The organism is Lysobacter oryzae DSM 21044 (genome assembly GCF_059568595.1).
Genome location: NZ_JCANTQ010000009.1, coordinates 90407 through 115253 on the forward strand (window position 1 = coordinate 90407; position 24847 = coordinate 115253).

The window sequence follows — 24847 nt, forward strand, 5'->3', positions numbered from 1 at the left end:
GCGAACTTTCCAGCGAGGGCTCTGACATGTTTCAAGCAATAGCGCATTTCTTCAAGGCGGGCGGTCCGATGATGCTGCCGATCCTGCTGATCGGCCTGGTCGGCGTGGCGATCGCCATCGAGCGTTTCGTCACCCTGCTCAAGGCGCAGCGGCACACCCGCGCGATGTGGGCGCGCGTGGAGCCGTCGCTCAACGATGGCGACTTCGACAAGGCCCGCAAGATCGTCGGCGACGACAACAACCCGCTCGGCCGCCTGCTGGGCGCGGGCCTGGCGATGCAGGGCGCGGTGCGCCGCCGCGACGACGTCGAGAAGGCGATGCAGGAAGGCATCATGGAAATCGTGCCGCGCCTGGAAAAGCGCACGCACTACCTGGGCACCTTCGCCAACCTGGCGACCCTGGTCGGCCTGCTCGGCACCGTCTCGGGCCTGATCGGCGCGTTCAGTGCGGTGGCCACCGCCAATCCGGCGGAAAAGGCCAACCTGCTGTCGGCGAGCATCTCCGAAGCGATGAACTGCACCGCGTTCGGCCTGGGCACCGCCGTGCCGCTGCTGTTCATGCACGCCTTCCTGACCTCGCGCACGCAGAACCTGGTCGAGAGCCTGGAAATGGCCGCGATCAAGTACCTCAACGTCCTGACGCTGCGCACCAGCCGCGCCGCCCAGGGTTCGGTCCAGAACATCCGGGCCGCCTGAGTCGGGCCACAGGAGAAACGCCATGGGCCTGATGCCACGTCGCAAGCCGCCGGCCAAGCCGGCCGAGCTGATGCTCGTGCCGATGATCGACATCTTCAGCGTGATGATCACGTTCCTGCTGATGACGGCCGTGTTCTCGCGCATCTCGATCATCCAGCTCGACCTGCCGAGCGCGGCCGCCGGCGAGCCGACCGAGCCGACCTTCCGCCTCGAAGTGATGGTGCGCAAGGACGGCCTGGAGCTGACCAACGGCCAGGAGACCATCGCCGTGCTGCCGCAGGAGCACGGTGCCTATCCGCTCAAGCAGCTCACGCTCATGGCCGCCAACCTCAAGGGCCAGCACGTCGACGTCGACACCGCTTCGGTGCTGATGGCGCCGGACGTGCAGTACGACTACCTGGTGCAGGTGATGGACGCGATCCGCAGCACCGACAAGGCCACCGCCGAAGCCCACGGCTTCACCGCCACCCCCGATGAGCGCGGCCGCATCTCGATGTTCCCGAAGATCGCCGTGGGAGACGCACCATGAGGATGTCCCTGAATCCGTTCCGCGCCATCCGCAAGCGGCGCGAGGAGCCGGAACTCAACCTGATCCCGATGATCGACATCATGTCGGTGATGGTGGCGTTCCTGCTGATCTACTCGACCGAAGTCGAAGTGGTGCAGAACGCGAAGGACGTGCAGATCCCGCTGTCGACCGCCGAAGCCAAGCCCGCCGAGACGGTGGTGGTGACGATCACCAAGGACATGCTGCTGGTGCAGGGCGACGTGATCGCCACCATGGACCAGATCCGCGACCCCAAGGCCGCGTTGATCGAGCCCCTGCGCGAATACCTGTCGCGCCCGCTGACCGCCAAGGCCGGCGCCGCGCAGCAGGCCGCGCTTGCCCATCGCGAGATCACCGTGCTCGCCGACCGCGGCCTGCCGTACGAGGTGATCCGCAAGGTGATGACGACCTGCACCGCGGCCGCGTACGACAAGCTGTCGCTGGCGGTGCTCGAGACCGGCGGCAGCGCGCCGGGCGGCGGTTGAGGGCGGACCCATGACCGATACCAACGCCATGGAACCGGAAGCCCTGCAGGACGCCGCCGCCGCGGCGGCTCCGCTCGACGAACGCATCGCGCAGGCGCGGGCGCGCCTGCACGAACTCGCGCAGGACCTCTCGGCCGTCGACGCCGAGCTCGACAACCTCATCGGCGACCGCGTTCGCCAGCACCTGCTCGAGCGCGCGTGCACCGCGCTGGACGAGCTGGATGAAGCCTACGGCGCCGAGCTGTTCTGGGACGGCCTGGCCGGGAAGAACGAGCGGGCCGAACACATCGCCCGCGCGCGCGGCCGGGCGGCGTCCCTGCGCGCGCGCATCGACGCGGTCGAGTCGCGCCGCAGCCTGCTGGTGCAGGGCATCAGCGAACACAACGAACAGCTCCTGCTGCTGGAAGACGAAGCCTTCGAGCACCAGGAGGAAGTCGAGCGCCAGCACAACGAATGGGTGGTCGAGCGCGAGCTGCAGACCAGCCGCGCCCGTCCGCACCTCATGCTGTGGATGCGCGGCGAGGAAGACCGGCGCTCGCGCAAGGGTCTGGCCATCGCCTTGTGCGTGTGGCTGGTGATCGCGATCGTCCTGCCCTTCATCAGCATTCCGGAGCAGCTGGCGCAGCCGGAGAAGCTGCCCGAGCGCGTGGTCACCGTGATCCCGGAAGCGAAGAAGCTGGAGAAGGCCCCGCCGCCGCCGCCGGAACTCACCCGGCCGGAAAAGCGCACCGAGCGCAAGCCGACGCCAACCCGCACCGACACCGCGAAGGCCGAACCGCGGCCGGTGCCGACGCCGCAGGCGCCGAAGCCGCAGGGCATCCTCGCGTTCAAGGACGCGCTCACCGCCGTCGACGACCTGCCGGCCGTCGCCGAACTCGGCCATGCCGCCAAGCTCAGCAACGACACCGGCGAGGCACGTCCGGAGCGCGCGATGCTGACCGGCAGCACGCCGGGCCGCAGCAGCGGCATCAACCTCGCGGCGCAGAGCCGCGGCTTCGGCAGCGGCAGCGGCGAGCGCGGCGCGATCAAGGGCACGGCGCTGACCCGGGCCGCAAGCGGCATCAACGCGGTAGCCGCCAACGCCAATTCGGCCGCCGGCGGCAGCGCCAAGCGCGGCGGCCGCTCGGACGAGGAAATCCAGGTCGTCTTCGATCGCCACAAGTCCGCGCTGTACCGGTTGTACCAGCGCGAGCTGCGCAACGACGCGACCTTGCAGGGCAAGGTGGTGCTGCGCCTGACCATCGAACCCGATGGCAGCGTGTCCATGGCGCAGCTGAAGTCGTCGGAAATGGAAGCGCCGGCGCTGATCGCGGACATCCTCGCAAGGGTGAAGGGCTTCAACTTCGGCGCGAAGGACGTGCCGGCGGTGACGATCGTGTACCCGATGAACTTCCTGCCGGCTGGCTGAAGCCATCGCGATGCAGCGCGTGCCCCGGGGCGACGCCCGGGGGCGCGCGTCCAACGCAACACGCAACAAAACGACAAAGGCAAAACCACCGAAAGGTGGCGACGCAAAGTCACCGGCCTGTCGGGCGCACTGCGCCCGTGGTAGCGGGACCGCCGAAGCCCCACGCAGGGAGCGAGCAAGCTCGCCCACCCGGCGTGAGGACCTTCCTCGGTCTCCTTTCATGGCCATCGGTGGCTTGCATGGCATGAATGGAGTGAGAGGCATGGGTCCGGGATTCGCACGAAGCACACGAGGCACGGCAGCAGGCAGGCGCTGGATCGTCCGGCTGTGCGCGCTGTTGATGCTGCTCGGCATGTCGTTCGGCGCGTACGCGCAGTCGGTCAAATGCTCCGACTTCGGCGGCATCCTGGATGGCAGCCTGCCTGGCGCGGTCAACCCGAGCCAGCTCGAGGTCGACACGCTCGTGTGCATCGTCCGCAACTACCCGCGTTCGGCCTATCCGCCGGATGGCTTCGGCGCCAACCTCCAGTACAAGCCCGGCCAGGAAAAGCTGGTCATCTTCGACAACGTCTACTGGAGCGGCAACATCGCCTGCAACGACGTGCAGGACAACAAGATCTGGTTCGTCAACTCCGACGTGCCGAAGTTCCGCGAGGACTGCCAGAACGTCCTGATCCCGGTCGAATCCATCAACAAGCGCGGCCCGGACTTCGCCGCCGTCGGCGTGCCCTTCAACTACCGGTTGCTGATACCGGTGCTGATCGATCCGCAGACTGGCGCCGTCGTGCTCACCGGCGAGTCGAAGGACGACCTGCACGGCATCACCCTGTACGACAACATCGGCATCGATCCGGTCACCGTGACCGTCAACGGTCCGGACGACAACGATCCGAGCACCCCGCCGGCCACGTACCCGGTGACGATCCCGGGCACCGGCGTCGACCTCAGCCTGGTCGGCACCCCGAGCGTGCGCTGGTGCACGGACCTGACGTGTACCTCGCTGGGCGCGCAAATCAACCCGAACATCGTCGTCAACGCCAACGGGCTGGTCGAGTTCCATTTCCCGCCGGGCTTCATCCTGCCCAAGGGCGGACGCCTCGCGATCGACATGACCGTGGTCCTCGACGACAACCCGGCGGTCAACACGCTGGGCAAGTCCTTCGTCAACACCGCGATCTGGCAGTTCGGGCGCCTGATCGACGGCACGTTCTACAACCCGCTACCGGGCGAGAACGGCGTCTCCAATCCGGCGGTGATCGCCGGGCCCAACCTGGTCGTCAACAAGAGCGGCAGCGCGGCCCTGGGCAGCGCGACGCTCAACCTCGGCGAATGGGGCGACTTCACCATCGACGCGGTGAACACCGGCCAGTTCGACGCCTGGAACGTCACCCTGCTCGACCGCCTGCCCGACGGCCCCAACGGCGGCATGTGCGACCTGACGCCGCAGGTCACTTCGGTGCGCCTGGGCAGCACGACCCTGGCCCAAGGCACGCAATACACCCTCGCGTACACCGCGGCGCCAACGTGCGAGATGAGCCTCACGCTGCTCGACGCGGCCGGACCGATCGCGCCGGGCCAGCACCTCGTCGTCGACTACCGCACCAAGCTCGACGCCAACAGCCAGAACGGCGCGACGCTCACCAACATCGCCGGCGCCACGCGCTGGTACAACGACGACAGCGGCAATCCCGCGCGCGTCGAGATCACGCGCACGCTCACCAACGGCACGGTTGGCGTCGACGACCACGAAGACGCGCATTCGCTCGCGGTGCTGCTGTCGGGCTACTTCTACGAGAAGACCGTCCGCAACCTCACCAGCGGCGCGGACCCCGCGCGCACCGCGGTGCCGGGCGACGTGCTGCATTACACGCTGCGCCTGCAGGCGACGGATTCGGGCTTCGCCGACGCGATCTTCCGCGACCAGCTGCCGGCGGATTTCGTGCCCGGCTCGCTGGCGTTCACCTCGCTGCCGGCCGGCGCGGTCAACAACAGCAATCCGGCCACCGGCCTGATCGACATCCGCAACATCGATGTCGCCGCGGGCAGCGAGGTGCGGGTCGAATTCAACGTCACCCTGCTGCCGACGCTGGCGCACGGCCACCTCGTGGTCAACCAGGCGCAGCTGCTCAGCAGCAGCGGCAGCTTCCTCGCGGACAGCGACGATCCGACCGTCAACGGCCAGGCCGACCCCGATCCCGCCGTGGACGACGAGGATCCCACCGTCGTGCGCATCTCCGCGCCGCCGGTGCCGCCCACCAAGGCGCTGCTGGCGCCGGCCAATGGCGAAGCCACGATCGGCCAGGAGCTGGTCTACCGCATCGCCGTGCCCGGGCAGCCGCGCAACGCGCCGATGTACGACGTGCAGGTGGTCGACGGGCTCGACGCCAACCTCGAATACGTCGCCGCGACGGTGACTGTCGGTGGCGTGGTCAATGGCGCGGGCGTGGCCGATACCAGCACCGCCGCGCAGGTGTCGATCGCGATCGACCGGATCCCCGCGGGCACGCAGGCGTTCGTCGACGTGCGCGTGCGCGTGCGCAACGTGCTGGGCGCGCAGCAGGGCGTCGATGTCGACAACACGGCTGCGGTCACCTGGGCGGAAACCGACGGCGGCGCGCGCGAGCCGGCGCAGGTGACCAATCCTGTTGCCTTCAACATCGTCGAGCCGACGCTGACGATCGCCAAGAGCGCCGACCGCGCGACTGCGGCCGCCAACGACGTCATCCGCTATACCGTGACGCTCACGGCCGCCAGCGGAACCGATGCCTCCGGCGCGTTCGACGCGTCGCTGACCGATACGCTCAGCGCGGGCCTGGTGTACGCCGGCAACGCGGTGGTCACCGGCACCGGCAACACGCTGGGCGCGCCGGTGATCACCGGCGATGGCAGCGCGGGCGCGCCGCAGGCGCTGGTCTGGAGCCTCGCCGCCGGCAACGCCGACATCGACCTCGCCGAAGGCGAGTCGGTGCAGGTGTCGTACGACGTGCGCGTGCTCGGTTCCGTGCTCGCCGACCAGCAGCTGACCAACACCGTGGTCGCGCGCTGGACCGGCCTGGACGGCGCGGTTGCCGCCGAGCGCACCGGCGTCGATGGCATCGGCCTGCTCAACGACTACGTCACCGCGCCGGTCTCCACCACCGTGATCACGCCAGGCGCGCGCCCGGCGAAACAGCTGCTGTCCCCGACGACGGGGGGCGCGACGATCGGCCAGGAGGTCACGTACGCGATCACGGTGCCGAGCGCGCCCAGCAGCAGCACCCTGTACGACGTCGCGGTGACCGACGCGCTCGACGCCAACCTCGAGTTCGTGGCCGCGACCGTCACCGGCGCCGCCGGTGCGACCACCACCGGCAGCACGCCGACGCAGATGAACGTCGCCATCCCGCAGATCCCCGCGGGCCAGCAGGCGACGATCGAACTGCGCGTACGCGTGCGCAACCTGGCGGGCGCGCAGCAGGGCATGCAGGTCAGCAACACCGCTTCCTACACCTACGCGACGAGCCCGGGCGGCAGCGCGGTCGCGCCGCTGGTCAGTACGCCGGCCACGTTCACGATCATCGAACCGACCCTCACCGTCGCCAAGACCGGCGACCGCATCAGCGCGAAGGGCGGCGACATCGTGCGCTACACCGTGACCCTGACCGCGGCCACGGACGCGAACGCCTCGGATGCATTCGACGTGCGCCTGGTCGATACGCTCGCCGCCGGCCTGGAATACGCCGGCAACCCGACCGTGACCGGAGCCGGTAACACGGTCGGCGCGCCGCAGGTCACGGGTGCGGGCAGCACTGCCAATCCGTACGTGCTCACCTGGAGCGCGGCCGCGGGCAGCCCGGACATCAGCGTGGCGAAGGGCGCGTCGGTCCAGCTCAGCTACGACGTGCGCGTGCAGCCCAACGTCCCGGCGCTGACCACGCTGAGCAACAGCGTGGTGGTGGAGTGGACGGGACTGGCCGGCAGCAGCGCCTACGAGCGCCACGGCGCCGGCTGCCCGACGATCGCCGCGCCCAACGACTACTGCGCCGGCCCCGCGGTCCATTCGCTGCTCACCGATCCGCCGCGCCTCAATTTCACCAAGACCGTGGTCACGCCGACGCCCGCGCGCCCGGGTGACGTGGTGCAGTACCGCCTGCAGCTGACCAACCTCAGCGACGTCAGCGCCGCCGGCCTCTCGCTGGTCGACGAAATCGACGCGCTCAACGACCCGGCGAAGTTCGTGCCGGGCACGCTCGCGCTGGTCGGCGCGCTGCCGGCCGGTGCGACCGACAACACCAATGCCAGCGGCGGCGCGAAGGGCACCGGCCGCATCGACATCGGCAATCTCACCCTGGGCGCCGCGGGCAGCGGCTCGGACACCGTGGCCATCGAGTACCGCGTGCAGCTGGCGCCGGTAATCGCCAACGGCAGCGTCGTCCTCAACCAGGCGCGTGCGCAGTTCGGCACCGCGTTGCTCGCGCTCAGCGACGATCCGGGCGTCAATGGCGCGGCCAATCCGGATGTCGCGGGCGACGAGGATCCGACCCGCCTGCCGATCGACTCGGCGCCGCAGCTGGTCGTGCAGAAGACCTCGGCCTACCTCGGCGCGAACCCGAACCTGCTGATGGCCGGCGACACGCTGCGCTACACGATCACCGTGCGCAACATCGGCACCGACCATGCGCACGGCGTGACCCTGCGCGACCTGGTGCCGGCCAATACCACCTACGTCGCCGGCAGTACCGCGCTCAATGGCGTGGCGGTGGCCGATGGCGCCAACGGCTCGCCGCTGATCAACGGCATCGCGGTAACCTCGCCCGCCGAAACCACGGCCGGCGTGGTCCGCGCCGACAACCCGGCCGATGCCGCGGCCAACGTCGCCACGCTCACGTTCAACGTGGTGGTCGATGCCGACGCGGCGGACGGCACCGTCATCGCCAACCAGGCCTTCGTCACCGGCACCGACGTCGGCAACGAAGTCCCCTCCGACGATCCGCGCACGCCGATCGTCAATGACCCGACCCGCGACGTGGTCGGCAACGTGGCGCTGCTGTACGCCGACAAGGCCGCGGCGCTGCGCGTCGACGCCGGCGCGCCGGGCGTGGTCGATCCGCTCGACACGCTGCGCTACACCATCCGCATCTACAACAACGGCAAGGCGCCGGCCACGCAGGTGGTGCTGCGCGACGACGTGCCGCAATACACCACGTGGGTGGCCGATTCGCTCACCGTCAACGGCCAGCCCGTGGGCCGGCCGGACGGCGGCGTGTCGCCGCTGGCGGCGGGCATCGCCATCGGCACGCTCAACCCGGGCCAGGTGGCGACCGTGCAGTTCGAGCTGCGCGTCAACGCCGGCACCGCCGGTGGCACGCTGATCGTCAACCAGGCGCGCGTGCTCAGCAGCGGGCAGCCGCCGCTGCTGACCGACGGCGACGGCGATCCCGCGACCGGTCCCGAGCCGACCGTCGTGGTCGTCGGTGGCATGCAGATGCTCACCATCAACAAGCAGGTGGCCGTGGTCGGCGGAGGCGCGGCATTGCCGGGCGCCGAACTCGAATACCTGGTCATCGTGCGCAACATCGCGACCGTGCCCGCCACGCTGGTGCGCATCGTCGACGACCTCAACGCGACGGCGGCGGGCCAGCTCAGCTACGTCAACGGCTCGGCCACGTTGAACGGAAGCAGCGCCGGCGTCAGCGTCAGCGGCCAGGCGATCACCGCCGACTACGCCGGCAGCCATGGCGATCTCGCCCCGGGTGAATCGGCGACGCTGCGCTTCCGCGCCACCCTTGCAGCCGGTCTCGCCGCCGGTACGCGGGTGACCAACACCGGTGTCGTCAACTGGAACGACCCGGCGCAGACCGCGAGCGCGAGCGTCGCCTTCGACGTCGGCGGCCGGATCGGCGTCGGCGTGCTCAGCGGCCGCGCCTGGCACGACGCCAACTTCAACCGGACCACGGATGCGGGCGAGCGCGTGCTCGCCGGCTGGAGCGTGGGCCTGTATCGCAACAGCCAGCTCGAGCGCAGCACCATCACCGACGCCAACGGCAACTGGCAGATCGCGAACGTGGCGCCCAACGCCGGCTCGCCCGACGCACTGGAGGTCCGCTTCACCGCGCCCGGCGCCACCGCGACCACGGCCAAGCTCGGCTACGCGCACTCGGTCTTCAGCAACGACCTGCAGCGCATCCACGCGATCGCCGTGCCGGCCGGCAGCAACCTGCCCAACCTCAACCTGCCGATCGAACCCAACGGCGTGATCTACGAGTCGATGAACCGTGGCGCGATCACCGGTGCGCGCCTGCGCCTGCTCGATGCGGCCGGCGTGTCCGCGCTGCCGGCCGCGTGCTTCGCCGATCCCGCGCAGCAGGGCCAGGTCACGCGCCAGGGCGGCTTCTACCGCTTCGACCTGAACTTCGCCGATCCGATGTGCGCATCGGGCAGCAGCTACGTGATCGAAGTGGCGCCGCCGTCGCCGGATTACATCGCCGGCGCCTCGGCGCTGATCCCGCCGACGTCGGACGCGACGACCGCCGCGTTCGTGGTCCCGACCTGCCCGGCCAGCATGAGCGACGCCGTCCCCGGCACCACCGGGCGCTGCGAAGCGCAGGCCTCCGAACTGGCGCCGCCGGTCTCGGTGCCGGCGCGCTCGGCCGGCACCACCTACTACCTGCACCTGCGACTGGACGACTCGGCCGTGCCGGGCAGCAGCCAGATCTTCAACAACCACATCCCGCTCGACCTCGACCTCGGCGAGGCGCTGTCGATCAGCAAGACCACGCCGATGAAGAACGTCGTGAAGGGCCAGCTGGTGCCGTACACGATCACCCTGCGCAACCTCTCGGGCCTGCAGCTGCGCGACGTGCGCGCGGTCGATTACTTCCCGGCCGGCTTAAAGTACGTGCCGGGGTCGGCGCGCATCGACAACGTGGCGAGCGAGCCGACGCAGAACGGACGCCAGCTGACCTGGAGCGGCGTCGCGTTCGGCACCGCCGACGAGCATGCGATCACCCTGCTGCTGTCCGTGGGTGCCGGCGTGGGCGAAGGCGAGTTCACCAACCGCGCCCGCGTGTGGAACGGCCTCACCGACCGGCCGTTGTCCGGTGAAGCCAGCGCCACCGTGCGCGTGGTGCCGGATCCGACCTTCGACTGCACCGACGTGATCGGCAAGGTGTTCGACGACGCCAACCGCAACGGCACCCAGGACGACGGCGAAGGCGGCATCGGCGGCGTGCGCGTGGTGACCGCGCACGGCCTCGCCGCGACCACCGACAAGCACGGCCGCTACCACATCACCTGCGCGGTGGTGCCGAACGAAGACCGTGGCAGCAACTTCGTCCTCAAGCTCGATGACCGCACGCTGCCCAGCGGTTATCGCCTCTCCACCCGCCAGACCGTGATCGCCCGTGCCACCCGCGGCAAGGCGCTGGGCATCGACTTCGGTGCCTCGGTGTTCCGCGTGGTGAGCCTGGATCTCACCGACGAGGTGTTCGAACACGACCGCGCGCAGCTGCGCCGCCACTGGCAGCCGCGCCTGCAGACGCTGATCGACGAACTGTCGACGGAGCGGTCGGTGCTGCGCCTGTCGTACCTGGCCGACCTCGAGGATCCGGCACTGGTGGAAGCGCGCCTGGCCGAGATCAAGCAGCAGGTGATCGCAGCGTGGCCCGAGGCCGAAGCCGGCTACCCGCTCACCGTCGAGCAACAGACCTTCTGGCGCCGCGGCGCACCGGTGCAACGGCCGGCCGGCAACCAGGAGGCGCGCAAGTGAACACCAGCCCGAAGATGAACATGCTGACGAAAAACCTGCGTACGCCGCTGCTGGCGTTGTGCCTGATCACCGCCACGGCGGCGGCGCAGACGGCCGCGACCCCGGCCTCGATCGAGCCCGCTGCGATACCGGCGAGCGACGACGCAGTGGGCAGCGAAGCGTCCGCGGAGCAGGCGCAGGTTGCGGACGCATCCGCTGGCGAAGCAGCATCGGGTGAAGACGCGACGGATGAAACGTCCGCCGACGATGCCACGGTCGACGACGCCACCGGCGCAGACCAGGCGCCGAAGGACGCGCCGATCCGCGAATCCCTCGAGCGCCACCTGCCCGGCGACCAGGCGTTCAGTCCGCTCGCGCGCGATCCCAAGGTCGCGACCGAGCTGCGCGGCGACCGCGTGGAGAAGCAGCAGGTCGACGGCGAAGTGATGGAGACGGTGAAGCTCACCGGGATCATCAAGCCGCTGCACTTCGACTCGGGCGCGATCCGGATCCGCGACGAAGACATCGCCAAGATCCGCCGCGCCCTCGAATCGGTGCAGGGCAAGGCCAACGTGCGCCTGCACCTGGCCGGCCACGCCGACAACCAGCGCCTGTCGCCGGAACTGGCCGCGCGCTACGGCGACAACCAGGGCCTGTCGCGTGAGCGCGCGGGCGAAGTCGCCGAGCTGCTGCAACGCGCACTGACCCTGCCGCCGGAAGCCATCGCGTTCGAAGGCTACGGCGACAGCAAGCCGGTCGCGAGCAACGGCTCGGACGCGGGCCGCGCCCGCAACCGCCGCGTCGAGGTCGAAGTCTGGTACGACCAGCCCAAGGCCGCGACCACGGAAAAGGACGTGGTCGTCACCGAGGAATTCCGCCAGATCAAGGTCTGCCGCGTGCAGGAGCTGTGCCTGATGCGCTTCCAGGAAGGCAACGCGCGCCGCACGCGGGTGAACAACCTGGTCACCGCGCTGCACTACGGCGAGGAAGGGGTCGAGGTCACGCCGGAATTCATCGAGCAGGTGCGCAAGGCATTCGCCAACCTGCAGGGCAAGCAGAACGTGACCGCCAGGTTCATCGGCTACAGCGACGACATCGCGCTGTCCGATCGCAACGCGCGCATCTACGGCGATGCGGTCGCGCTGTCGAAGGCGCGCGCGCACCGCACCGCGCTGGCCGTGCAGGAAGCCCTGGGCCTGCCCGCGGCATCGGTGCAGAGCGATGGCCGCGGCGCCACCACGTTCATCGGCGCCAACGACACGCCGCAGGGCCGTGCGCTCAACCGCCGGGTCGAAGTGCAGTTCTGGTACGACGATCCGCTGCAGGAGCTGCCGGAAGGACCACAGATGTGCCCGGCGGAAGCCGATCACGAGATCGTCACCCGCATCCACCAGCCCAGCGGCGGCGAACTGCCGGTGCTGGCGCTGGACGGCAGCGAGATCGTCATCCCGACCGGCCTCACCGACCGCCTGCGCAGCGCGATGGACGAGATACGCGATCGCGACAACGTGCGCCTGCGCTTCATCGGTTACACCGGCAACGAGCGGCTCGATCGCCGCACCGCGTCCGTGTACGAGGACGACATCGGCCTGTCCACGGCGCGCGCGCGCCGCGCGATGGACACCGTCCGCAGCCTGATGCAGCTCGCGCCGGAACAGGTCGAGCACGAGGGCCACGGCTTCGTGCAGGCGGCCGACGTCTCCAGCGAAGGCTTCGTGCAGGGCCCCGAGTCCTACATCGAGGTCCAGGTCGTGTACGACGAGAAGGTGCTGCGCGACGACTACGAAGGCGTCGACATCACCCGCCTCAACCGCGAGCTGGCGCCGGCCAACGCCTATGGCCTCAATCCGATGCACATCTCGGTGAATGGCAAGCCGCTCGACGATCCGGGCCGCAGCTCGGCCGACGTGCAGCGCTGCACCGACGTGGCGCTGGACGATGCCGGGATTCGTTTCCAGTTCGACGACCTCCACGCCTCGCCGCGCCTGGCGGTGTCGGCCTCGCCGCAGGTCGCGGCGGTCGACGAGCCCGTGCGTTTCCGCATGTATTCGAACTACAACGGCTTCATCCGCCGCGCCGAAGTCCGCGTCCTCGACAAGGCGCAATCCGTGCAGGCCACGCCGCTCGCGGTGGTGGCGCTGGATGCCGACGGCAACGGCGAGTGGCAGCCGGCGATCGTGGACATCCCGGCCGCCGGACGCGAGTTGCAGTACGTGCTGCGCGCCTACGACGAGCAGGGCCGCTTCGACGAGACCAGCCCGCGCCCGCTGTGGCTGGTGAACGCGAACGCCGACGGCCGCGTCGCCGACGTCCCCGCCGTCGCCTCGGGCGAAGGCGCGCCGCCGCTGGCCGGCTACGGCGAAAGCCACCTCGCGCGGCGCAACATCCGCATCGGCGCCAATACCGTCGCGGTGCGCGGCAGCGGCATCCCGCAGGGCCACACCGTGTGGGTCGCGGGACGCGCGGTGCCGGTCGACTCGAAGGGCGATTTCATCGCCGAGGAAATCCTGCCCGACGGCCTGCAGACCGTCGAAGTCGCGGTGCTGGATCCGGAGGGCAACGGCCAGGTGTACCTGCGCGACCTGGAGATGCGCGAGCGCGACCGCTTCCTCGTCGGCGTCGCCGACGTGACCCTGGCCAGCAACAGCACCAAGGGCCCGGCCGACCTGCTCGAGGGCGAGAACACCGCGTTCGAGCGCAACTCCCCGTTCTACGGACGCCTGGCGTTCTTCGGCACGCAGAAGTACGGCAACGGCTGGCGCCTGACCGCCAGCGCCGACACGCGCGAAGGCCCGGTCAAGGACCTGTTCGGCAACCTGCTCGACAAGGCCCCCGACGCGCTGTTCCGCCGCCTCGATCCGGACTACCACTACCCGACCTTCGGCGACGACGGCGTCGTCGAGGAGATGGCGCCGACCATGGGCAAGTTCTACCTGCGCGCGGAGCACGGCGACGACTTCGCGATGTGGGGCAACTTCCAGGCCGACTACGCCGGCAACGAAATGGCCCAGGTCGATCGCGGCCTGTACGGCGCCAATGCGGAATGGAAGGCGGATGCGACCACCGCGTTCGGCGAACGCCGTGCCGTGGTCGGCGGGTTCGCCGCGGAGCCGGGCACGATCGGCGGACGCGACGAGTTCCGCGGCACCGGCGGCTCGCTGTTCTACCTGCGCAACCAGGACATCCTCGGCGGTTCCGAGCGCCTGCGCATCGAGATGCGCGACAAGGATTCGCAGCTGGTCACCGGCACGGTCGAGCTGCGCCCGGGCCTGGACTACGACATCGACTACCTGCAGGGTCGCATCCTGCTGTCGCAGCCGCTGTCGTCCAGCGGCGGTGACAACATGCTGGTGCGCAACGGTGGCCTCTCCGGCGACGAGGCGTGGCTGGTGGCGCGCTACGAATACGCGCCCGGTTTCGACGAGATCGACACGCTGACCACCGGTGGCCGCGCGCACCTGTGGATCAACGACCACGTCGGCCTCGGCCTCACCGGCAGCCGCAGCAGCGGCGACGCCGACGACAACAGCGTGCTTGGCGCCGACCTCACCCTGCGCAGGACCACCGACACGTGGCTGAAGCTGCAGGGCGGCCGCACCCGGGGCCTCGCGTCGAACTCGCTGTTCTCGTACGACGGCGGCTTCGGCTTCGCGGGCAATGATCCGGTGGCGTTCGACGACGCGGCAGCCAGCAGCTACCGCGCCGACGTCAGCCTCGGCATCGGCGACGTGTTCAAGAACGGCAAGGGTCGCATCACGCTCTACGCGCAGTCGCAGGACGCCGGCTATTCGGCGCCGGGCTTGGCGACGACCTCGGACCGCAGCTACTACGGCGGCACCCTGGACCTGCCGATCGGCGAGAAGCTCAGCGTGGTCGGCAAGGCCGACCATCGCGAACAGGATGCCGGCCTCGCGCTCGAGGCCGCCGAAGTCAACGTCCGCTACCAGCTCAACGACCGCTGGAAGCTGGCGGCCGGCGTGCGCAACGACAAGCGCGAGGACCTGCGCGCGACCGTGCCGCTCACCCAGGAGCAGGGCCAGCGAACCGATGCCGTGCTGCACGTGGGTTACGACTCCGCCGGCAAGTGGAACGCGTGGGGCTTCGCCCAGCAGACCCTGTCGAAGGATGGCGACCGCCAGGACAACGGCCGCTTGGGCGCCGGTGGCGCGATGCGCATCGGCGAGAAGCTGCGCGTGGAAGCCGAGGCTTCGGCGGGTGACCTCGGCCCGGGCGGACGCCTGGGCACCAGCTACATGGTCTCCGACAAGACCACCATGTACCTCAACTACGCGCTGGAGAACGAACGCGGCGACATCCTCAACGGCACCAACATCAGCGGCCAGCGCGGCAGCCTCGTCGGCGGCATGAAGCGACGCCTCGCCGACGGCAGCAGCCTCTACGCCGAAGAGCGGTACCAGGACGCCAACGAAGCCCGCGGCCTCACCCACGCCGCCGGCATGTCGCTGAACCTGGGCGAACGCTGGACGCTGGGCGCGAACGCCGAACTGGGCACGCTGCAGGACAGCGAGACCGCGGCCGAGACCGAGCGTCGCGCCGGCGGCGTGCGCGTGGCCTACACCCTGGGTGCGACGCAGGTGTCCAGCGGCCTGGAATACCGCGCCGACGACAGCGAGCGCGCCGACGCCACGCACGTGGAGCGCACGACCTGGCTGTTCCGCAACAACTTCAAGCTGCAGATGTCCGACGACTGGCGTTTGGTCGGCAAGTTCGACCATTCCAAGAGCGAAAGCTCGCAGGGCCAGTTCTACGACGGCAAGTTCACCGAAGGCGTGATCGGTTTCGGCTACCGCCCGGTGGCGAGCAACCGCCTCAACGCGCTGGCCAAGTACACGTACTTCTACAACGTGCCCACCACCGACCAGGTGACCCTGACCGGCACCGCCGCGCAGTTCATCCAGAAGAGCCACATCGCTTCGCTGGACGCCACCTACGCGGTGACCCCGCGCTGGTCGGTGGGCGGCAAGTACGCCTACCGCCTGGGTTCGGTGAGCCTGGACCGCGAGAACCCGGAGTTCTTCGACAACCGCGCGCAACTGCTCATCCTGCGCACCGACCTGCGCCTGTTCGGCAACTACGAAGCCCTGCTGGAAGCGCGCAGGCTGCAGCTGCCGGACGTGGACGAGTCGCGCAGCGGCATGCTGCTGGGCGTGTACCGCTACTTCGGCGAACACGTGAAGGCCGGCGTCGGCTACAACTTCACCGACTTCTCGGACAACCTCACCGACCTGAGCTATCGCCGCCAGGGCGTGTTCGTGAACGTCGTCGGCGCGCTGTAACGCCGGACATCCCGTTCTCCCCGCTGGCGGGGAGAGGCGGGCGCGAAGCGCCGAGCGGAGGAGGGTGGAAACCGGAGGTCCGGCGAGATCGGAAAACGACAACGCCGGCATTCGCCGGCGTTGTCCCTGCTGCGACGAAGTGCGTTCCGTCAGCGCTTCATCGAGCTGAAGAACTCGTCGTTGGACTTGGTGTTCTTCATCTTGTCGAGCAGGAATTCCATCGCGCCGATCTCGTCCATGCCGTGCAGCAGCTTGCGCAGGATCCAGATCTTCTGCAGCAGCTCCGGCTCGATCAGCAGGTCTTCGCGGCGGGTGCCCGAGCGGTTGATGTTGATCGCCGGGTACACGCGCTTTTCGGCGATGCGGCGGTCCAGGTGCACTTCGGAGTTGCCGGTGCCCTTGAACTCTTCGTAGATCACCTCGTCCATCTTCGAGCCGGTGTCGATCAGCGCGGTGGCGATGATGGTCAGCGAGCCGCCTTCCTCGACGTTACGCGCGGCGCCGAAGAATCGCTTCGGGCGGTGCAGGGCGTTGGCGTCGACGCCGCCGGTCAGGACCTTGCCCGACGAAGGCACCACGTTGTTGTAGGCGCGGGCCAGGCGGGTGATCGAGTCGAGCAGGATGACGACGTCCTTCTTGTGCTCGACCAGGCGCTTGGCGCGCTCGATCACCATCTCGGCGACCTGCACGTGGCGCGCGGCGGGCTCGTCGAACGTGGAGGACACGACTTCGCCGCGCACGGTGCGCTGCATTTCGGTCACTTCCTCGGGACGCTCGTCCACCAGCAGCACGATCAGGTGCACGTCCGGGTGGTTGCTGGTGATCGCGGTCGCGACCTGCTGCATGAGCATGGTCTTGCCGGCCTTCGGCGGCGAGACGATCAGCGCGCGCTGGCCCTTGCCCTGCGGCGCCATCAGGTCGAGGATGCGGCCGGTGATGTCCTCGGTCGAACCGTCGCCGCGCTCGAGCCGGAACTTGCGGCGCGGGAACAGCGGGGTGAGGTTCTCGAACAGGACCTTGTTCTTCGACGCTTCCAGCGGTTCGCCGTTGATCGTGTCGACCACGGCCAGGGCGAAGTAGCGTTCGCCGTCCTTCGGCCAGCGGATGCGGCCGGACAGGTGGTCGCCGGTGCGCAGGTTGAAGCGGCGGATCTGGCTGGGCGAGATGTAGGTGTCGTCCGGGCCGGCCAGGTAGCTGGCCTCGTGCGAGCGCAGGAAGCCGAAGCCGTCGGGCAGGATCTCCAGCACGCCGTCGGCGGCGACGCCTTCGCCGTGCCGGGTCAGGACCTTGAGCACCGCGAAGATGACGTCCTGCTTGCGGGCGCGGGCGACGCCTTCCTGGATCTGCAGCTGCTCGGCGATGTCGAGCAGCTTGTTGGCCGGCATGCGCTTGAGGTCGCCCAGCGAATAGCTCGGGAAGCCTTCGGGCACCTGCGGGTGCGGGCGCGGGACGAAGGGTTCGGCATTGCCGCCCTCGTCCTGCATGCCGCCGCCCTCGCGGTAGCGTTCGCGCTGGCGGTCGCGGCGGTTGCGGAAGCGGTCGCGGCGGTTGCCGCGGCCCTCGGAGCCACCCTGGCCTTCGCGCTGGTCGCGCGGCTGGTCGTTGCCGCCGTCGCCGCCGTTATTGCCGCGGGGGGCGTGATCGGCGGCGGGTGCGGCGGGGGCCGAGGCTTCGGCGGGCGGCGGGGGGGCGGCCGGCGGCGCGGGTGCCGGGGACGCCTGTTCTGCGGCGGGCGGCGCGTCGGCCTTTACGACGCGTGCCTTGCGCACGCGCTTCTCGGCGGTTTCGCCGGAATCGGGGGTGTTATCGGACAAGCAGGGAATCCTCGCTAAGCGGCGAGCGCTCGCGGGCTGCGAGCGTTACGTCAGGGACGTGGGTCATGGAGAAGAGGGGCGCGGCGCCGGAGGATCGATTGCGGGTCCGGCAAGCCTGCGAGGCGAAACTAGCACCGCGGCCGCGTGCCGGCAAGCGCGGCGAGGTGGCGGTTCATCTTGCGGCGCCGCGGCCGTCGGCGCCGGGGGGCGGGTTCGCGGGCGCGGCCGCGAACCTGTGGAGCGGTCGCCTTACAGCGCCTTGTCGATCATCTGGCTCAGCTGGGCCTTGCCCACCGCGCCGATCTGCTGGGAGTGGATCTGGCCGTTCTTGAACAGCAGCAGCATCGGGATCGAGCGCACGTGGTACTTCATGGCGCTGCTGCGGTTGTGGTCCACGTTGACCTTCACGATCTTGGCCTTGCCGGCGTAGGTGTCGGCCAGTTCGTCCAGGGCCGGCGCGATCATCTTGCAGGGGCCGCACCATTCGGCCCAGAAGTCGACGAGGACCGGCTCCGACGAGCCCAGCACGACGGCGTCGAAATCGGCATCGCCGACATGCATCACTTTGTCGCTCACGCAAATCTCCTGGATGACCCCCTGGAAAGGGGGGTTGCGCCCCGGCAAACGGCGGGGCGGGAAAATTCTGATCAAAACCGTGGGTTAAACTGGGGCGTTTCGCGCCGGCTTCAAGTCCTGGCGCCAACCGGACCGGCCTGGCTGAACAGGGCCCGGAACCCGTCGCCCGCCATGTCCGGCCCCGGCAGTCTGCGATGCAGGCCGCCCCCATGCAAGCGCGTAACGCGCGCACCGATGAAACACAGATGAGCGATAAGCCACTAACCGATATCACGTTCGATTCGTTCGACCTGCACCCCACTTTGCTCGCCGGTCTCGAAACCGCGGGCTTCACCCGCTGCACGCCGATCCAGGCACTCACCCTGCCGCTGGCGCTGGCCGGCCGCGATGTCGCCGGCCAGGCCCAGACCGGCACCGGCAAGACCCTCGCCTTCCTCGTCGCGGTGATGAACCGCCTCCTGACGCGCCCGGCGCTGGCCGAACGCAAGCCGGAAGACCCGCGCGCGCTGATCCTCGCGCCGACCCGCGAACTCGCCATCCAGATCCACAAGGACGCGGTGAAGTTCGGCAGCGACCTCGGCCTCAAGTTCGCCCTGGTCTACGGCGGCGTCGACTACGACAAGCAACGCGAGATCCTGCAGAAGGGCGCGGACGTCATCATCGCCACGCCCGGCCGCCTGATCGACTACGTCAAGCAGCACAAGGTCGTGTCGCTGCACGCCTGCGAGATGTGCGTGCTCGACGAAGCCGACCGCATGTTCGACCTCGGCTTCATCAAGGACATCCGCTTCCTGCTGCGGCGCATGCCCGAGCGCACCACGCGGCAGACGCTGCTGTTCTCGGCGACGCTCAGCCACCGCGTGCTCGAACTAGCCTACGAGCACATGAACGAGCCGGAAAAGCTCGTGGTCGAAGCCGAGACGGTGACCGCCGCGCGCGTGCGCCAGAAGCTGTACTACCCGGCGGACGAGGAGAAGTTGCCGCTGCTGCTCGGCCTGCTCTCGCGCAGCGAGGGCGCGCGCACGATGGTGTTCGTCAACACCAAGGCCTTCGTCGAGCGCGTCGCGCGCGCGCTGGAACGTGCCGGCTACCGCGTCGGCGTGCTGTCGGGCGACGTGCCGCAGAAGAAGCGCGAATCGCTGCTGAAGAAGTTCCAGGCCGGCCAGCTCGAGATCCTGGTCGCCACCGACGTGGCCGCGCGCGGCTTGCACATTGACGGCGTCTCGCACGTCTACAACTACGACCTGCCGTTCGACGCGGAGGACTACGTCCACCGCATCGGCCGCACCGCGCGCCTGGGCGCCGAAGGCGATGCGATCAGCTTCGCCTGCGAGCGCTACGGCATCTCGCTGCCGGACATCGAGGCCTATATCGAGCAGAAGATCCCGGGCGAGCACGTGACGCCGGAGATGTTGGTCGCGCTGCCGCGCACGCCGCGCGAAGTCCCCGCCGGCGCGGAGGGGGATGACGACGGCGAAAGCATCGGCGCCATCTTCAAGGAAGCGCGCGAGCAGCGCGCCGCCGACGAGGAGCGTCGCGGCGGCGGTCGCAGCCGCGGCGGACGTGATGCTCGCGCCGGTGGCGGAAGTCGCCGCGAGGGCGGCGGCCGTGACGGCGGACCGCGGCGCGAGCGCCCCGCTGGCGAAGCGCGTCCACCGCGTCCGCCGCGCGCGGAACAGCCGGCCGTGGCGAAAGCCGCCGTCGCCGTGGCGGAGATCGAAAGCGAACGCGCACCGCGCAAGCGCCGTCGTCGTCGTGGCGGTCGTCGCATCGACGGGGCCGAGGGCGCTGTGCAGGCAGGCAATGGCGGAGCGGTGAACGTGCCGGCCAAGCCGACCACGCCAGCCGCAGCGGCCAAGCCCGGCCTGTTCGCACGCATCGGTCACGGCATCCGCAAGCTGATCACGCGCGCGCCGAGCTCGCAGCACTGACCGTGCCCCGTGGCGGCGGCTGGCCGCCGCCACGACTAGCCAGCGCGGGTCGCGCCACCGATACTTGCGGCCAGCCTGGCAGCACCCCCGGACCGAATGGCCGTTCTGCGCTTCGACAACGTCAGCAAACGCTACGACAGCGGTCACCACGCGTTGACCGATGTCAGCTTCGAAGTCGCCCCGGGCGAGATGCTGTTCGTCACCGGTCATTCCGGTGCCGGCAAGAGCACCCTGCTCAAGCTCATCCATCTCAGCGAACGCGCCAGTCGCGGCGCGGTGCTGTTCGGCGAGAAGAACCTCGCCAAGGTCCGCGGCGGACGCGTCGCCCTGCATCGGCGTGATGTCGGCGTGGTCTACCAGGACCACCGCCTGCTCGCCGACCGCAGCGTCGCCGACAACGTCGGCCTGCCGCTGGTGCTGCGCGGCATGCGCCGTGGCGACATCGCAAAGCGCGTGCGCAGCGTGCTGGAGAAGGTCGGCCTCGCGGCGCGTGCGAACGCATTCCCCGCGCAGCTCTCGGCCGGCGAGCAGCAGCGCGTCGGCATCGCCCGCGCCATCGTCGGCGAGCCCAGGTTGCTGGTGGCCGACGAGCCCACCGGCAACCTCGATCCCACGCTGTCGGCGGAAATCCTCGCGTTGTTCGCCTCGCTGCCCGAGCGCGGCACCAGCGTGCTCGTCGCCAGCCACGACCTCAACCTGCTCAAGCGCATGAAGAAGCGCGTGCTGGTGCTCAACGAGGGACGCCTGGTCGACGACATATCGCCGCAGGAGCTGGCCGAATGAACGTCGAAGCCGCACCGATCAAGCCACAGTCGCGCCTGGGCATGTGGTTCGACCACCACGCCTACAGCCTCGTGGCCAGCTTTGGCCGCATGCTGCGCAAGCCGTGGGCAACCGCGCTCACGGTCGGGGTAATGGCGGTCGCGCTGGCGTTGCCGCTGGGACTGTGGGCGACGCTGCAGAACGTCGAGCGCTTCGTCGCCAACGTGCAGCAATCGCGGCAGGTAAGCGTGTTCCTCAAGACCGACGTGTCCGCCGCGCGGGCACGGGCGCTGGCCGCCGGGCTGGAGGCACGGCCGGACGTCGCCAGCGTGCAACTGCGCACGCCGGAACAGGGCCTGGAAGAGCTGCGCCAGCGCGGACTGGGCGATGCGCTCGCCGCCCTGGACGCCAATCCGCTGCCGAACCTGCTGATCGTCACGCCGCAGCGCGACGAAGCGGCGCTCGTGCAATCGTTGCAGGCGCTCGCCGAAGCCGATGTCGTTCAGCACGATGCGGGCTGGCGCGAGCGGCTCGCACAGTGGCTGCGCTTCGCCGAGCGCCTGGCCTGGGTGCTCGCAGGCCTGCTGGGGTTGGGCGCGCTGCTCGTGGTGGGCAATACGGTGCGGCTCGACATCCAGTCGCGACGCGACGAAATCGGCGTGCTGCAATTGCTGGGTGCGAGCGACGGCTTCATCCGCCGCCCGTTCCTCTACCTCGGCATGTGCTACGGCGTGCTGGCCGGTGGCGCGGCGCTGGGCGTGCTGACCCTCATCGAGGTGGTGCTGCGCGAACCCCTGGGCGAGCTTGCGCGCAGCTATGGCAGCAGCTTCGCCCTGCACGGTTTCGATCCGCTGCAGGCCGCGGTCATCGTGCTCGGCGCGGGTGCGCTGGGATGGCTCGGCGCCGGTTTCGTGACCGGTCATTACCTGCGCCAGACCCGTCCGACGGAAACCTGAGCCAAAAGACGACGGGCGTCGCAACACCGCCGGGTAAACGCCGGGTCCAGCGCGTACACTCGCGGCTCGCCCGCTGCTCCCTGAAGTTCCCATGTCATCGCAGGACCTGCGCCACCTCGACAATGCCGCCCCGCGCGTGATGGTTGTGGATGGCAGCAAGCTGGTGCGCAAGATGATCGGCGACGTGCTGGTGCGCGAAGTCGCCGACGCCGAGCTGGTGGCCTGCGGCAGCATCGAAGATGCGCGCAATGCCCTGGCGCAGGGTGCGGTCAACCTGGTCACCACGTCGCTGGTGTTGCCCGATGGCGACGGCATCGCGCTCGCACGCACGGTGCGCGAGGCCTCGGGGCAGGCCTACGTGCCGATCATCGTCGTCTCCGGCAACGCCCAGGATGCGCTCGAAGCGCGCCGTTTCACCGAGGACGTGACCGACTATTTCGACAAGGGCCTGGGCTACAGCGCGCTGGCCGCGTTCATCCGCGGCTACGTGCAGCCCGAGCCGATTCCCGGCGCACGCGTGCTGTACGTCGAGGACAGCAAGGTCGTCGCGCTCGCGACCAAGCGCATGCTCGAACGCAACGGCCTGAGCGTGGTGCATTTCGTCGGCGTCGAGGAGGCGCTCGAGTACCTCGAGCAGTATCGCGGCGGCGACGATCCAGGCGCCGACCTGGTGCTGACCGACGTGTACCTCAAGGGTGAACTCGAAGGCAGCGACCTGCTCAAGCGCATCCGCCATGATTTCGGCTACGGCAAGCGCCGCCTGCCGGTGCTGGTCATGACCGGCGACGCCAATCCGGACAACCAGAGCGAGCTTCTGCGGATGGGCGCGAACGACCTGGTACTCAAGCCGATCGAGGAACGCCTGCTGGTGACCAAGACGCTGTTCCAGCTGCGCGTGGCACGGATGCCGGAACAGCGCACGCTGGACGCCTAGCCCTCCGCGACCCGTGGCTATGCTGTACGCATGAACGAAGCGGCCGACCGGATCAAGCTCGAACCCTCCTGGAAGTCGCGCGTCGGCGACTACCTGCAGCGCGACGACATGCGCGAACTCTCGGCGTTCCTGCGCGAGCGCACGGCGCAGGGCGCCCGCATCTATCCACCCGGGCCGCAGATCTTCGCGGCGCTGGGCGCAACCGCGTTCGAAGACGTCAAGGTCGTGATCCTGGGACAGGATCCGTACCACGGCGCCGGCCAGGCGCATGGGCTGTGCTTTTCCGTGCAGCCCGGCATCGCCGTGCCCCCGTCGCTGGAGAACATCTACAAGGAGATCCAGCGCGACCTCGGCATCCCGCGCCCCGGCCACGGTTGCCTCATGCATTGGGCCGAGCAGGGCGTGTTGCTGCTCAATGCCGTGCTCACGGTGGAGGAAGGCCATGCCGGCGCCCACCAGGGCAAGGGCTGGGAAGGCTTCACCGACCACATCGTCGACCGGCTCAACCGCGAGCGCGAGCACCTGGTGTTCATGCTGTGGGGCAGCTACGCGCAGGCCAAGGGCAAGGTGATCGACCCGCGCCGGCACCTGGTGCTGAAGGCGCCGCACCCGTCGCCGCTGTCGGCGCATCGCGGCTTCATCGGCTGCGGGCATTTTTCCGCCGCCAACCGCTACCTGGTGCAACACGGCATGCAGCCCATCGACTGGTCCCTGCCGACGCGCGCGGAGCCCGGCTAGACCGGTAAGCGAAAAGTGCCGGACGCGCCGGCACTTTTCCTCGTCTCTGCGAGGTAGCCTCAGTCGAACTGCAGCCGCGCATCGCCCGAGAACGATTCCAGCGAGATTTCACCATTGCCGCTGCCGTAGCGGTGCTCGAAGTTCGAGCCGGGACCGTGCTTGGGCCGGCTCACCTGCACGTCGGGAGCGTACAGCTCGCCACTGAAGCTTTCGCCGCGCACCTGCGCGGACAGGTTCGCCGGCATGCGCAGCGAGAGATTGCCGCTCACGCTCTCCAGGCCAATGCGGCCGGCCGGGGCCAGCGCGGTGTTGATGCGCATGTCGCCCGATACGGTATTGCCGCTGAGCTTCTGCACGTTGCTCTGGTGCACGGACAGGTCGACGTCGCCCGAAACCGTTTCCACGTGCACTTCGCCGCCGAGGCGGCCGCGCAGGTCGATGTCGCCGCTCACGCTCTCGGTGCTGACCTTGGCGCTGTTGAGGATCAGCTTCAGGTCGCCGCTCACGCTGTCGATGACCGCCTCGCGCGGCGCACCGACGACGCTGACGTCGCCGCTGACGCTGTCAATCGACAATTCGCCCGAGGCGAGGCCGCTGACGTCCACGTCCGCGGAGACCGCGTCGATCTCGAGGTCCGCCTGCAGCGGCACCATCAGCCGCAGCTGCGAGGGCTCGCTCTTGTCGCTGCCGGAGAAGAAGCCCAGGCCACCGGTCTTGGGGTACTTCACCTTCACCGACAGGTGCTGGGCATCGCCGCTGATTTCCAGCTTCTCCACGCCCTGGCCGAGGCTGCCTTCGATCTTCACCTCACGGCGGTCCCAGGCCCGCACCTCGATGCGGCCCTTGAGGTTCTCGACGACCAGGTGGCCGCGCGCATCCAGCGGGCGGGTTTCGTTGATCGGTGTCGCGGCCAGCGCGGTGCCGGAGAGCGAAGCCGCGACGAGCGCGCCGGCGGCCAGGAGGGGGAATCGGGACATG

At 69.3% G+C, this 24847-nt stretch carries 14 protein-coding genes and 1 riboswitch; of the genes, 11 read left to right on the forward strand and 3 right to left on the reverse strand.

The window, feature by feature from the left end; all coding sequences use genetic code 11:
• Positions 1 to 26 precede the first annotated feature (26 nt).
• The 6 genes from BP05_RS04175 to BP05_RS04200 all read left to right on the forward strand — a co-directional run bounded on the left by BP05_RS04175 (position 27) and on the right by BP05_RS04200 (position 16158).
• The gene (locus BP05_RS04175) at positions 27 to 695 is read left to right on the forward strand and encodes a MotA/TolQ/ExbB proton channel family protein (protein WP_496360793.1); all 669 of its coding nucleotides are present in this window, start codon (positions 27 to 29) and stop codon (positions 693 to 695) included.
• A gap of 22 nt (positions 696 to 717) precedes the next feature.
• Positions 718 to 1224 (forward strand): ExbD/TolR family protein, encoded by a 507-nt coding sequence (locus tag BP05_RS04180; RefSeq protein ID WP_496360795.1) that lies wholly within the window; start codon positions 718 to 720, stop codon positions 1222 to 1224.
• On the forward strand, positions 1221 to 1727 hold the full coding sequence (locus tag BP05_RS04185) for an ExbD/TolR family protein (protein WP_496360797.1): 507 nt from the start codon (positions 1221 to 1223) through the stop codon (positions 1725 to 1727). The genes BP05_RS04180 and BP05_RS04185 overlap by 4 nt, the downstream gene beginning before the upstream one ends.
• Positions 1728 to 1737: 10 nt before the next feature.
• A complete protein-coding gene (locus tag BP05_RS04190) occupies positions 1738 to 3135 on the forward strand; it encodes an AgmX/PglI C-terminal domain-containing protein (RefSeq protein ID WP_496360799.1) in 1398 nt (465 codons plus the stop codon).
• Between the two features lie 68 nt (positions 3136 to 3203).
• A riboswitch (cyclic di-GMP riboswitch) is annotated at positions 3204 to 3292 on the forward strand.
• A 105-nt stretch (positions 3293 to 3397) separates the two neighbouring features.
• Positions 3398 to 10882: an isopeptide-forming domain-containing fimbrial protein gene (locus tag BP05_RS04195; RefSeq protein WP_496360801.1), complete on the forward strand. Its 7485-nt coding sequence runs from the start codon at positions 3398 to 3400 to the stop codon at positions 10880 to 10882.
• Positions 10879 to 16158 carry an OmpA family protein gene (locus tag BP05_RS04200; RefSeq protein WP_496360803.1) on the forward strand — a complete coding sequence of 1760 codons (5280 nt, stop codon included), beginning with the start codon at positions 10879 to 10881 and terminating at the stop codon, positions 16156 to 16158. The genes BP05_RS04195 and BP05_RS04200 overlap by 4 nt, the downstream gene beginning before the upstream one ends.
• Positions 16159 to 16307: 149 nt before the next feature.
• On the opposite strand, the gene rho is transcribed toward BP05_RS04200, so the two are convergent.
• A complete protein-coding gene (gene rho, locus BP05_RS04205) occupies positions 16308 to 17972 on the reverse strand; it encodes a transcription termination factor Rho (protein WP_496360805.1) in 1665 nt (554 codons plus the stop codon).
• Positions 17973 to 18221: 249 nt separating this feature from the next.
• Complete coding sequence (gene trxA / locus BP05_RS04210; protein WP_496360807.1) at positions 18222 to 18548, reverse strand: thioredoxin; 327 nt, start codon at positions 18546 to 18548, stop codon at positions 18222 to 18224.
• A gap of 245 nt (positions 18549 to 18793) precedes the next feature.
• Between trxA and rhlB the strand changes: the two genes are divergently transcribed.
• The 5 genes from rhlB (at position 18794) to ung (ending at position 23869) form a co-directional block, all read left to right on the forward strand.
• Positions 18794 to 20479 carry an ATP-dependent RNA helicase RhlB gene (gene rhlB / locus BP05_RS04215; protein ID WP_496360809.1) on the forward strand — a complete coding sequence of 562 codons (1686 nt, stop codon included), beginning with the start codon at positions 18794 to 18796 and terminating at the stop codon, positions 20477 to 20479.
• 96 nt (positions 20480 to 20575) lie between these two features.
• A complete protein-coding gene (gene ftsE / locus BP05_RS04220; protein WP_496360811.1) occupies positions 20576 to 21262 on the forward strand; it encodes a cell division ATP-binding protein FtsE in 687 nt (228 codons plus the stop codon).
• A complete protein-coding gene (ftsX, locus tag BP05_RS04225) occupies positions 21259 to 22197 on the forward strand; it encodes a permease-like cell division protein FtsX (RefSeq protein WP_496360813.1) in 939 nt (312 codons plus the stop codon). Before ftsE ends, ftsX begins: the two co-directional genes overlap by 4 nt.
• 91 nt (positions 22198 to 22288) lie before the next feature.
• Positions 22289 to 23131, forward strand: coding sequence for a response regulator (locus BP05_RS04230; protein ID WP_496360815.1), 843 nt, complete (start codon positions 22289 to 22291; stop codon positions 23129 to 23131).
• Between the two features lie 30 nt (positions 23132 to 23161).
• Positions 23162 to 23869: a uracil-DNA glycosylase gene (ung, locus tag BP05_RS04235; RefSeq protein ID WP_496360817.1), complete on the forward strand. Its 708-nt coding sequence runs from the start codon at positions 23162 to 23164 to the stop codon at positions 23867 to 23869.
• Positions 23870 to 23928: 59 nt separating this feature from the next.
• Here the strand turns inward: ung and BP05_RS04240 are convergent, their stop codons facing one another.
• Complete coding sequence (locus BP05_RS04240) at positions 23929 to 24846, reverse strand: DUF4097 family beta strand repeat-containing protein (protein ID WP_496360819.1); 918 nt, start codon at positions 24844 to 24846, stop codon at positions 23929 to 23931.
• Position 24847: the final 1 nt, after the last annotated feature.